This window comes from Anoxybacillus sp. B2M1, assembly GCF_001634265.1.
GTDB lineage: Bacteria > Bacillota > Bacilli > Bacillales > Anoxybacillaceae > Anoxybacteroides > Anoxybacteroides rupiense.
Window position 1 is genome coordinate 158,587 of the sequence record NZ_CP015435.1, and the last position, 11,634, is coordinate 170,220.

Below are 11,634 nucleotides of genomic sequence, written 5' to 3' on the forward strand. Positions count from 1 at the left end.
GGGCAGTATCTTTTAGCGAAGAACTGCACCATAAAAAATGTGTCAGTGTTGTCAATGTGATCTGCCTTGATCCGCTAAAGGACTGGGACAGAGGGATGAACTCGGCCGATACAATCAACATCCTTCTTCTCAAGGTAGGGAAGAAGGTTTTTTTATTCGGAGATTCATCTCCTCTGCAAACAAAGAGGAGGAATATGCCATGAAAACAACCAGTGATTTTTTGAAGATGAAGAAGACAAACGAGCCGATTGTGATGCTGACAGCGTATGATTTTCCGTCAGCAAAGCTTGCGGAAGCTGCTGGAGTAGACATGATTCTTGTCGGCGATTCGCTTGGGATGGTTGTGCTCGGATATGATTCCACCATTCCGGTAACAGTGGAGGACATGATTCATCATACGAAGGCGGTGCGTCGTGGAGCCATGAACACGTTCATTGTCACGGACATGCCGTTTATGTCTTACCATCTGTCGAGGGAAGAAGCACTTCGCAATGCTCAGCGCATCATGCAGCAGTCTGGAGCTCATGCCGTAAAAGTCGAAGGGGCCGGCGAAGTCATAGAGGTCATTCGTGCCCTGACTGAAGCAGGTGTTCCAGTTGTTGCCCATTTAGGTTTAACTCCGCAATCTGTCGGGGTGCTTGGTGGATATAAAGTGCAAGCGAAAGACGCTGAAAGCGCTCGCAAACTTTTACAAGATGCAAAATGGTGCGAGGAGGCCGGAGCGGTCGCTTTAGTTCTCGAATGCGTGCCAAAGCAGATTGCCGCCGAAATTACTAAGCAATTAACCATTCCCACTATTGGAATAGGAGCGGGCAATGAAGTAGATGGACAGGTGCTTGTCTATCATGATGTGCTCGGATATGGGGTAGAACGGGTACCTAAATTTGTTAAAAAATATGCCAATATTGAAGAAACGGTGCAGCATGCCTTGACAAGCTATGTGACGGAGGTAAAGCTTCGGCAGTTTCCCGAACGCGAGCATATGTTTACGATGAAAGAAGAAGAATGGATTGCACTATATGGAGGAAAGCAGCAATGATGATCATTCAAACGATCCAAGAAATGCAGCAAAAAACAGCCCAATACCGTCAGCAAGGAAAGTCCATTGGCTTTGTACCGACAATGGGGTATTTGCATGAAGGCCATGCTGCCTTGCTGAAAAAAGCGCGAGAGGAAAATGATATTGTTGTATTAAGCGTGTTTGTTAATCCATTGCAGTTTGGGCCAAATGAAGATTTCGACCGATATCCGCGCGATATGGAGAGAGATGAAAAGATCGCCAAAGCGTCAGGGGTGGATCTATTGTTTTATCCATCCGTGACAGAAATGTATCCGCGGCCATTAAGCGTGCAGGTGGCCGTCAAGGAGCGCGTTGATGTATTATGCGGAAAATCAAGACCGGGGCATTTTGATGGCGTGGCTACGGTATTAACGAAACTATTTCATATTGTCATGCCGACCCGTGCTTACTTCGGGATGAAAGATGCGCAGCAGGTAGCAGTGGTTGATGGACTTATTCGCGATTTCCATTTTCCGATCGAGCTTGTTCCAGTTCCGACTGTTCGCGAAGCGGACGGGCTAGCGAAAAGCTCGCGCAATGTGTATTTATCTCCGGAAGAGCGAAAAGAAGCTCCTGCCCTGTACGCGGCATTGCAAAAAGCGAAGCGGGCGATTGAAAATGGCGAGCGCAATCCATCGGCTATTTGTGCTCTTGTTGAAGATTATATTCAAACCTATACACATGGTATCATTGATTATATTGAAGTATATTCTTATCCAGATTTGCAACCGCTTCAGAAAATATCTGGAAAAATCATCATTGCGCTTGCTGTCAGGTTTACAAATGCGCGACTCATTGATAATATAACTCTTGATGTGGAATCGTAATGTTGGGGGGACAATCATGTTTCGTACATTAATGAATGCAAAAATCCACCGTGCGCGTGTGACGGAAGCGAATTTAAATTATGTTGGAAGCATCACGATTGATGAAGATATTTTGGACGCGGTTGGCATGGTAGCAAATGAGAAAGTACAAATTGTTAATAACAATAACGGCGCACGTTTTGAAACATATATTATTCCAGGAGAACGGGGAAGCGGTGTATTTTGCTTAAATGGAGCGGCTGCTCGTCTTGTGCAAAAGGATGATGTCATCATCGTCATTTCCTATGCCCTTATCCCAGAGGAGAAAATTGCGGCGCATCGTCCGAAAATCGCGATTATGGACGAGCATAATCGAATTCAGCAATTAATGGTAGCCGAACCAGCTCATACAGTGATGTAAGCTGAGACTCAAGCTTTCTAAAGACAGAACCTCTCATGTTTAGAGAGAAAAGTAATGGTTCCGGCTTATTATAAATGTTTGGCCAGGATAGAGATTCGATCCGTTTGTATGGATATAAAAGCAGGGAGGCGGGGATGCTACCGCTTTTCCTGTCATAAAAAAGGGGGCTGTTTCTCAGTAGAGAACGCCCCTATTATTGCGCGATTGAGGTGAAACGATGGATGAACGGTTTGTAGTCATAGATCTAGAAACAACAGGGAATTCAGTGAAAAAAGGGGATCGAATTATTCAAATCGGGCTCGTCGTTATGGAAAATAGACAAATAGTCAAGCGGTTCTCCAGTTTTGTTAACCCGGAATGCAGCATTCCACCTTTTATCCAGCAATTGACGCAAATTGGTGAGCAAATGGTGCGCCATGCGCCGCTTTTTTCTGAACTTGCCCCAACAGTTGCTGCATTATTGAAGCAATCGTATTTTGTTGCCCATAATGTTGCATTTGATTGGCCGTTTTTGCAGGAGGAATTGAACAGAGCGGGAGTTTTTTTGCCGGAGCCGCCGATGATTGATACGGTTGAACTTTCTCGAATTTTATACCCGAGCATGGAAAGCTATAAATTAAGTGATATGGCGAAGGCATTGCATATTCCCCATCAGCATCCTCATCAGGCGGATAGCGATGCGGAGGTTACAGCCCAATTATGGCTCGCTTTACTTGATAAATTGGAGTCGCTGCCGGTCGCGACATTGCGGCAATTGTGCCGTTTATCGCGCGATATGAAAAGCGATGTCCATTCGATTATGGATGCAATGCTGGCCCAAAAAATAACATCCTTGCACGATGACCAATATAGTTACTACCAAGGAATCGCATTGCGAAAACCGTCTCCTCTTCCTCAAAAAATTGGAGAGTGTCCCGTTTCCTTTCGAGAATGGTTCACCTATACGGAGACGCTTCCTTTCCGTGATTACGAACATCGACAAGGACAATGGGACATGATGGAAATGGTTTATGAGGCCCTCGATACATCACAACATGCTTTAATTGAAGCAGGAACTGGAATTGGGAAATCGTTGGCCTATCTTATTCCGAGTCTTTACTTTGCTCGGCAATATCAAAAGCCTGTTGTGATTAGTACATATACGCTCCAGCTAGGCCAGCAGCTGATGGAGCGCGATATTCCATTGCTCCAAAGTATCGCGTCGTTTCCATTTCATGTCGCGCAATTAAAAGGGAAACGAAATTATCTTTCACTCGAAAAATTTGTTCACTTTTTGCATAAACCAAACAAAAACTACGATGAAGTGCTAACCAAATGCCAGCTGCTCGTTTGGTTAACAGAAACGGAGACAGGCGATGTTGATGAGCTTCAGCTATCTTCGGGCGGCCAGCTGCTTTGGACCATGCTGCATATGGATGAGGAAAAAGAAGAAGCGGAGTATGATTTTTTCCAGAGGGCGCGCCAGCGAGCCAGTAAGGCCGACCTGATTATTACCAATCATGCGTTTTTATTGCAGGATCTGAATTCTGATAAGCCGCTGTTTCCGCCATATGAGCAGCTCATTGTTGATGAAGCACACCATCTTGAGGATGTTGCTTCTCAATACTTTGGTCAGAGCGTTGATTATGTAGCTGTTCGATTATTATTAACTCGCATCGGAAATGGTCATGATGAAGGATCTTTCTTTCAGCTTCGAAAACGGCTTGAACAACAAGCCTATTTTATGTATTTTCAGTCTGTGTTAAGCGACATTGAATTGGAATGTGATGAATGGTTTCGCATGATCCGGCAATACGTGCTGCGAAAACAAACGAATTCCAATGCCGTGCGGCTGCGCTATCGCTTTCATCCAAGCGAAGAGAAAGGGAGACATTGGAACGCTATTCGTGAGTTGCTTTGGCGGCTCTGTCATCACACCTCCGAGCTGGCAGAGAAGGCGGAACAGCTGAAAATGCTCGACCCTTCGCTTTCCTCCCTTTCGTTCTTTACAGATGTGACGGTACTGAACGACATGATTCATGGTCTGCGCTTTTTGCTTGAAGATACGGATTCGAAGGTGGTTCGCTGGATGGAGGCGGATGTGAAAGGGGCCGCTAATGCTACTGCTATTTATGCACAGCCGATTGAGCTTGAAGAATTTTTTGCTGAGCGGTTGTTTACAAGAAAGAAAAGTGTTATTTTGACATCGGCAACCTTAACAACGGACCATTCGTTTGCTTATGCGATCTCACAGCTTGGGTTAGAGGATTTTTATCCCATTTGTCGCATGATTCCATCTCCATTTGATTATAAGCGCCAAGCAAAAATTATGATTCCAAGCGACTTACCGTCTATTGTAGATGTGTCGCTTCCAGAGTATGCCCATGCTGTAGCTGAACAATTGCTAGAAATTGAAAAGCAGGTCAAAGAGAAAATACTGGTATTGTTCACATCATATGAGCTTCTGCGAATGACGGCTGCCATTGTGAAAGAAAAAAATGAGGACGAAACACTGGTGTTGCTTGCTCAAGGAATTCAAGGAGGAAATGCGGCAAAGCTCACAAAGGCCTTTTTACAATTTGACCGTGCCATTTTATTTGGAACGAGCAGCTTTTGGGAAGGGATTGATTTACCTAGGGAGCAGCTATCTTTTATTGTCATGGTCCGCTTGCCATTTGCTCCGCCAGATGACCCTGTGATAGAAGCGAAAAGTGAGCGCATTCGCGCCAAAGGCGGACGGCCGTTTTATGATCTGTCGCTGCCTCAGGCGATCATTCGTTTTAAGCAAGGCTTTGGCCGCCTCATTCGTACAGCAACTGATTCCGGAGTGCTATTTGTATTGGATCGCCGTTTAACCACTGCTTCTTATGGAAAATATTTTGTAGGTTCGCTTCCCCCCGTATCTATTTATGAAGCACCGCTAGAGCAGCTTTTGCAAAGCTTGAAAAAATGACAATGCTAGATATGGGGTTCGGTTTATTTTCGCTGGTCAAGTGGTTAAACAAGGTTGTTTAGGCCTGCGTTACATGGATACATGACGAAAAAATTTGAATGGTGATGGCCGTTAAAATAGTATACAGATAATGGATGAGTGTTGATCGTGTAAATAGAGAGCAAATGAGCAATCTATAGGTAGGATAGCGGAATAGAGCAGCGTCGCTGGATCTTGTCGCATGTAAGATGAAGAGGGCTTTTATAAAGATATGGTGAGGAACCATTGAAAGTTTTTTGATCGTTTGCTTTTCGATCATCAGATAACGAACACGGATGAAAGAGCATTTCCTTTGCCCAAAAAGATCGGGTAGCTTTAATGAGAGGAAGCCTAATTGTCATTTAAATCCCGCATCGTATATATACACGATGCGGGATCCATAAGATGTAGGTGGGGGAATTTTTTTATGAAATTGTCCAACGAACCTGTTATAATTATGGAAAGGTACAACACAAATTTGTTGTATGTATAGTGTAGCCACGCCGCTCTGTTCCTATGAGTAACAAAATTTGTGGCATGGAGGAGGAAAATGTGAAATGGAAAGTAAAATCGAGGTGTTAGCCACTGTCAAAATTCAGCACTCACCCGATTTATATAAAGTTGTCGACTGCTTGAATCGAACGCTGAAAAGGCAGAACTTAATGTTTGGATTGGCGCTTGATGAAAAAGATCAAAATAAAGCGGTTTTTACGATTTACCGTACATAGAGAAGTGGTTTGTTATGAAAAAGTGGGGTATTTTATGCTTTGTTGTGCTATGTATTTTCTTTTGGCAAGCTGCAAGCGTTTATCACACAGCGATCGGACAGAAGCAATCGCTGATGGAAACAGCAAGAAAGCGAGCGATTGAGAGAGTGGCCTTTGCGCGTATCGATCAAGTTTATACATATTACGGTGAAAAGACCTATATTGTATTTATGGGTGACGATCGTAAAGGAGCTCGCAAAATTGTTTGGGTTCCGGAGAAAAGTGGAAGCATCGTGGTGAAAGACGCCAAGAGCGGAATTACACAGGAAGAAGCCATCAAAAAGTTAACAGCGGAACGAAATCCGAAAAAGATTGTTTCCGCAAAGCTTGGCATGGAAAAAGGAGTGCCTCTTTGGGAGCTGACATATATTGATCAAAACAATCGTTATTCTTTTTACTACCTCAGCTTTAAAGACGGTACTTTTTTGAAAAGATATAGCTTTCAACAATCATGAAGGGGGACATGGATCATGAAATTAGCAAAACGAGTGGCATCGCTCACGCCTTCTGCGACATTGGCGATTACGGCTAAAGCGAAAGAGCTGAAAGCAGCTGGATATGATGTCATCGGTTTAGGAGCAGGAGAGCCGGATTTTAATACACCGCAGCACATTATGGATGCGGCCGTTCAGGCGATGAATGAGGGACATACAAAATATACGCCTTCCGGTGGACTAGCGGGCTTAAAAACGGAAATTGTGAAAAAGTTTGAACGAGACCAAGGGCTTCGCTACGAGCCATCTGAAATAATCGTTTGCGTGGGAGCAAAACATGCGCTCTATACCTTATTTCAAGTCATTTTAGACGAAGGTGATGAGGTCGTTATTCCAACGCCATATTGGGTCAGCTATCCGGAACAAGTAAAGCTTGCTGGCGGAGTGCCTGTTTATGTCGAGGGGCTTGAGGAAAACGAATTTAAAATTACGCCTGAGCAATTAAAATCGGTTATTACTGATCGCACAAAGGCGGTTATTATTAATTCACCAAGTAACCCGACAGGAATGATTTATACGGAAGAAGAACTAAGAGCGCTTGGTGAAATTTGCTTGGAGCATGATGTATTCATTGTCTCGGACGAAATTTACGAAAAGCTGGTCTATGATGGACATCGCCATGTGTCCATTGCTCAATTGTCGCCAGAGTTAAAGGCGCAAACGGTAATCATTAATGGCTTGTCTAAATCGCATTCGATGACTGGCTGGCGGATTGGATATGCTGCAGGAAATAAAGAGATCATTCGGGCGATGACGGATCTTGCAAGCCACAGCACTTCAAATCCGACTTCCATCGCTCAATATGCCGCTATTGCTGCATACAGTGGGCCACAAGAGCCAGTGGAACAAATGCGGCAAGCCTTTGAACAACGGTTAAATATTATTTATGAAAAACTCATTCAAATTCCAGGATTTACGTGCGTTAAACCGCAAGGCGCATTTTATTTGTTCCCGAATGCGCGGCAGGCGGCCGCAATGGCTGGATATCGCCATGTAGACGAGCTTGTCACAGCGCTCTTAGAAGAAGCAAAGGTGGCGCTTGTTCCGGGTTCTGGCTTTGGTGCTCCTGATAATGTTCGCTTGTCTTATGCGACATCGCTTGATGTGCTAGAAACGGCGATGGAGCGCATTCAGCAATTTATGGAGCAACGCGTAAATCGTGTGTAAGCTTCAAAAGCGGCTTTGTCGATGACAGAGCCGCTTCGTGTATTGCTTACATTTTGGCTGAAAGGTATAATATAAGTTATGCATACATAGTTTTTTGAACAAATGTTGGAGGGAATTTTCGGTGAAAGCAACAATTGCAGAAGTAAGCAAATATGTAGGACAAGAGGTGACGATCGGCGCATGGCTGGCAAATAAGCGTTCAAGCGGAAAAATCGCTTTTTTGCAGCTGCGCGATGGCACTGGTTTTATTCAAGGAGTAGTTGAAAAATCGCAAGTAGCGGAAGACGTCTTTAAGGCGGCAAAATCCATTACGCAAGAAACATCTTTATATGTGACAGGGATTGTTCGCGTGGATGAGCGCTCGCCATTTGGCTATGAATTATCGGTGACAAACATACAAACCATTCATGAAGCGGTTGATTATCCGATTACGCCAAAAGAGCATGGTGTCGAGTTTTTAATGGATCATCGCCATTTATGGCTGCGTTCAAAACGCCAGCATGCGATTATGAAAATTCGCAATGAAATCATCCGGGCAACCTATGAATTTTTTAATAACAACGGATTTGTCAAGGTAGATCCGCCGATTTTAACAGGAAGTGCACCAGAGGGAACAACGGAGTTATTCCATACAAAATATTTTGATGAAGATGCCTATCTTTCTCAAAGCGGTCAGCTTTATATGGAAGCAGCGGCAATGGCGCTTGGAAAAGTGTTCTCATTTGGTCCGACGTTCCGTGCGGAAAAATCGAAAACACGCCGCCATCTCATTGAGTTTTGGATGATCGAGCCGGAGATGGCCTTCTACGAATTTGAAGATAACTTAAAGATACAAGAAGAATATGTATCGTATATCGTTCAAGCGGTGTTGAAAAATTGCCAGCTTGAATTAAAAACTTTGGGACGTGACACATCAAAGCTTGAGCAGATTCAAGCTCCATTTCCGCGCATTACATATGATGAGGCGATTAAACTTCTCCATGACAAAGGATTTGATGATATTCAATGGGGAGATGATTTTGGAGCGCCGCATGAAACAGCGATTGCGGAGAGCTTTGACAAGCCAGTGTTCATTACCCACTACCCAACTGCGTTAAAGCCGTTTTACATGCAGCCTGATCCGAACCGTCCAGATGTGGTGCTTTGTGCGGATTTAATTGCACCGGAAGGGTACGGCGAAATTATTGGTGGGTCTGAACGGATTCACGACTACCATCTGCTTAAACAGCGCTTAGAAGAGCATCATTTGCCAATTGAAGCGTATCAATGGTATTTAGAATTGCGTCAATACGGCTCTGTACCTCATTCAGGTTTCGGTTTAGGGTTAGAGCGTACAGTGGCTTGGATTTGCGGAGTCGAACATGTGCGTGAAACGATTCCGTTCCCACGGCTATTAAACCGATTATATCCATAATCGCACCAGTATTTTTATTGAATCCATGTTTTGTTTATCGTGTTGAATTAGCCCCCAAGCTTTTAGGGGGCTTTCTTATCTTCCTAATACGCAATGGCTTGATGATCGTGCTTATTACATGATTTAGACAAGTCGTGAGATTCTTTCGAATGTAGGTTTTGACAGACACCCGTTTTCAGTTGTATTTATATGCATAGATACAACGAGAAGATTGAACTGATTATTTATTCAAAAGCAAACTTCTATTTTTCGACGGTCCAAGAAAAGTCAATAACTTTCCTGCTTATGCCTTAGCGTGGCACAGCACCGAACAACAGGCGGCTTACAGACCGATTGATGGGTCTGTAAGCCGTATTGTTCAGTCACACGACCGTCGACTTTATATCGACGCAACTGTTAAAGTGTCAAGTTATATCGATATAGATTATCTAATACTTAGCATCCATGTTATACTTATAGTTGAGGTGTATTCCAATGGACAAAGAAAAAATGGCGGAATGGCTGGCCCAAGGCAGCATTGCAATTCCAAAGCTGCTTTTGCAGCATTATAAACGTTTAGGTTTAACGGAAGTAGAATTTATGCTGCTTTTGCATTTGCATGCATTTATGGGAGAAGGGGTATGGTTTCCAACTCCAGATGAGCTGGCAGAAAGGATGACGTTAACGCCGGCACAATGTATGGAAGCATTACGGAAGCTTTTGCAAAAAGGATTTGTTTCTATTGAAGAACAGGTGGATGGAGCCATTTTGGGCGAAAAATACTCGCTTAAGCCGCTATGGGAAAAGTTAGTGCATCATTTAATTTCCGAGTCGATGAACGAACACAAGAAAGAGCGCCAGGAAGAGGAACAAAGCTTGTATACGATGTTTGAACAAGAGTTTGGCCGACCGCTTTCGCCGTTTGAATGCGAGACGCTGGCGATGTGGATGGATCAAGATGGGCATGATCCAGCTATCATAAAAGCCGCGCTTCGCGAAGCGGTATTGTCCGGGAAATTAAATTTCCGTTATATTGATCGAATTTTGTTTGAGTGGAAAAAGAATGGAGTGCGTACGATTGAACAGGCGAAAGATTATGGCCAAAAATTCCGCAAGCATCAATCGAAAGCCAAGCCTGTATCACAGGAAGAGCATCGACAAACCGTTACATTTTATAATTGGCTAGAATCGTAAGCGAGAGGCCCTATGTCTCTCGTTTTTCTATGATTGAGGCAGCCACTTTTTTAACATCATCCGCCGAGAAGTCTCCCACTTCTTAATGGAATGGAGATGGGGAAGGTTCATACGGACCTATGTGACGAAACCGTAATAGGACAAGCTTTGATGTGAGAAAGAATAGAATCGCCGCTATTGTTAGCGGCTGTAAAACGAAAGGAGAATTCTTATGCTGAATCGGCAACAAATTCGCATTTGTTTGGATCGAATGGGAGAGATGTTTCCGGACGCTCACTGCGAATTGATACACCGCAACCCTTTTGAATTGCTAATTGCGGTAGTTTTGTCGGCGCAATGCACGGATGCGCTCGTAAATAAAGTAACAAAACATTTATTTGCAAAATATCAAACGCCTGAAGATTATATATCGGTTCCGTTGGAAGAGCTTCAGCAAGATATCCGATCGATTGGACTGTATCGGAACAAAGCGAAAAATATTCAAAAGCTGTGCACCATGCTGCTCGAACAATATGGAGGAGAAGTACCTTGTGATCGCGACGAATTGATGAAGCTGCCGGGAGTTGGGCGCAAGACGGCGAATGTGGTGGTTTCGGTCGCTTTTGGCGTCCCAGCGATCGCAGTCGATACACATGTGGAGAGAGTTAGCAAACGGCTTGGTTTTTGCCGCTGGAAGGACTCTGTGCTTGAAGTAGAAGAAGCCCTGATGAGAAAGGTACCAAAAGAAGAGTGGTCGATTACCCATCACCGGATGATTTTTTTCGGACGATATCATTGTAAAGCCCAATCACCAAAATGCGAAATCTGTCCGCTGCTTGAACTATGCCGAGAAGGAAAGAAAAGAATGAAGGGCAGGGAGAAAATTGCAAGTGCCGATTGACTTTGTTCATCCGTTATTTTTCCAAGAAGGCGAGATGATTGAGAAGCAAGAAGAAATTCCGTTCCCTCATGCGCTTAAGACTGTGTATTTTTATTATGATATCGTAGATAGCGCTTATGTGCCTTGGGAAAAAGCAGAACAAACGATCCCTGCTTTACTGAAGCTGTGGAATGAGGAAAAAGCGCAGCTTCAGGTACTTTTTGCGGAAAAAAGAAACCGAACGCTCGTCCAGAAGCCGATGGTTCGCGGATTATCTTATTTTATAATGCTTTTATTTTGGATGAATCAAAGCAAAGTCACCCAGCTTCGCATGTGGCAAAAAGCAGTGGAAGCGTTGCCGCTTAAACCGATGAACTGTATGGAGCGCTTGCAATTCATTTTTCAGCGCTGTGATACGTACCCTTCGTTTGTTCAATTAAATGAATTGTTTGAGGAAGCAGCAAAGCTCTTTTATAAGAAGTTAGCGATTGTAAAAAAAAGGATGCCCTCATGTTGAGGCATC

At 43.9% G+C, this 11,634-nt stretch carries 11 protein-coding genes; all 11 read left to right on the forward strand.

The genetic code is table 11. The features are described 5' to 3' along the window. Positions 1 to 199 precede the first annotated feature (199 nt). Positions 200 to 1,039 carry a 3-methyl-2-oxobutanoate hydroxymethyltransferase gene (panB, locus tag GFC28_RS00885; RefSeq protein ID WP_044742283.1) on the forward strand — a complete coding sequence of 280 codons (840 nt, stop codon included), beginning with the start codon at positions 200 to 202 and terminating at the stop codon, positions 1,037 to 1,039. Then, positions 1,036 to 1,887, forward strand: a complete 852-nt coding sequence (gene panC, locus GFC28_RS00890) for a pantoate--beta-alanine ligase (RefSeq protein ID WP_044742284.1) — start codon at positions 1,036 to 1,038, stop codon at positions 1,885 to 1,887. Before panB ends, panC begins: the two co-directional genes overlap by 4 nt. Positions 1,888 to 1,903: 16 nt before the next feature. After that, positions 1,904 to 2,287, forward strand: coding sequence for an aspartate 1-decarboxylase (gene panD / locus GFC28_RS00895; RefSeq protein WP_044742285.1), 384 nt, complete (start codon positions 1,904 to 1,906; stop codon positions 2,285 to 2,287). 217 nt (positions 2,288 to 2,504) lie between these two features. Continuing rightward, positions 2,505 to 5,219, forward strand: coding sequence for an ATP-dependent DNA helicase DinG (gene dinG, locus GFC28_RS00900; RefSeq protein ID WP_044742286.1), 2,715 nt, complete (start codon positions 2,505 to 2,507; stop codon positions 5,217 to 5,219). Between the two features lie 575 nt (positions 5,220 to 5,794). Beyond that, the gene (locus GFC28_RS18550; RefSeq protein WP_080862420.1) at positions 5,795 to 5,965 is read left to right on the forward strand and encodes a YpmA family protein; all 171 of its coding nucleotides are present in this window, start codon (positions 5,795 to 5,797) and stop codon (positions 5,963 to 5,965) included. Positions 5,966 to 5,979: 14 nt separating this feature from the next. Next, the gene (locus GFC28_RS00905) at positions 5,980 to 6,459 is read left to right on the forward strand and encodes a cell wall elongation regulator TseB-like domain-containing protein (protein ID WP_044742287.1); all 480 of its coding nucleotides are present in this window, start codon (positions 5,980 to 5,982) and stop codon (positions 6,457 to 6,459) included. A 15-nt stretch (positions 6,460 to 6,474) separates the two neighbouring features. Continuing rightward, positions 6,475 to 7,665, forward strand: coding sequence for a pyridoxal phosphate-dependent aminotransferase (locus GFC28_RS00910; RefSeq protein WP_044742288.1), 1,191 nt, complete (start codon positions 6,475 to 6,477; stop codon positions 7,663 to 7,665). 121 nt (positions 7,666 to 7,786) lie between these two features. Beyond that, the gene (gene asnS, locus GFC28_RS00915) at positions 7,787 to 9,079 is read left to right on the forward strand and encodes an asparagine--tRNA ligase (RefSeq protein WP_044742289.1); all 1,293 of its coding nucleotides are present in this window, start codon (positions 7,787 to 7,789) and stop codon (positions 9,077 to 9,079) included. A 474-nt stretch (positions 9,080 to 9,553) separates the two neighbouring features. Beyond that, entirely contained in the window at positions 9,554 to 10,252 is a 699-nt protein-coding gene (locus tag GFC28_RS00920; protein ID WP_044742290.1) for a DnaD domain-containing protein, read from the forward strand. A 211-nt stretch (positions 10,253 to 10,463) separates the two neighbouring features. Continuing rightward, positions 10,464 to 11,132, forward strand: a complete 669-nt coding sequence (gene nth, locus GFC28_RS00925; protein WP_044742291.1) for an endonuclease III — start codon at positions 10,464 to 10,466, stop codon at positions 11,130 to 11,132. After that, positions 11,122 to 11,628 (forward strand): YpoC family protein, encoded by a 507-nt coding sequence (locus GFC28_RS00930; protein ID WP_231883456.1) that lies wholly within the window; start codon positions 11,122 to 11,124, stop codon positions 11,626 to 11,628. The genes nth and GFC28_RS00930 overlap by 11 nt, the downstream gene beginning before the upstream one ends. The last annotated feature ends 6 nt before the right edge of the window (positions 11,629 to 11,634 follow it).

Bases quoted from the DNA above. Each gene is read 5' to 3' on its own strand.
- panB (WP_044742283.1), top strand. From the start codon at position 200: ATGAAAACAACCAGTGATTTTTTGAAGATGAAGAAGACAAACGAGCCG.
- panC (WP_044742284.1), top strand. From the start codon at position 1,036: ATGATGATCATTCAAACGATCCAAGAAATGCAGCAAAAAACAGCCCAA.
- panD (WP_044742285.1), top strand. From the start codon at position 1,904: ATGTTTCGTACATTAATGAATGCAAAAATCCACCGTGCGCGTGTGACG.
- dinG (WP_044742286.1), top strand. From the start codon at position 2,505: ATGGATGAACGGTTTGTAGTCATAGATCTAGAAACAACAGGGAATTCA.
- GFC28_RS18550 (WP_080862420.1), top strand. From the start codon at position 5,795: ATGGAAAGTAAAATCGAGGTGTTAGCCACTGTCAAAATTCAGCACTCA.
- GFC28_RS00905 (WP_044742287.1), top strand. From the start codon at position 5,980: ATGAAAAAGTGGGGTATTTTATGCTTTGTTGTGCTATGTATTTTCTTT.
- GFC28_RS00910 (WP_044742288.1), top strand. From the start codon at position 6,475: ATGAAATTAGCAAAACGAGTGGCATCGCTCACGCCTTCTGCGACATTG.
- GFC28_RS00920 (WP_044742290.1), top strand. From the start codon at position 9,554: ATGGACAAAGAAAAAATGGCGGAATGGCTGGCCCAAGGCAGCATTGCA.
- nth (WP_044742291.1), top strand. From the start codon at position 10,464: ATGCTGAATCGGCAACAAATTCGCATTTGTTTGGATCGAATGGGAGAG.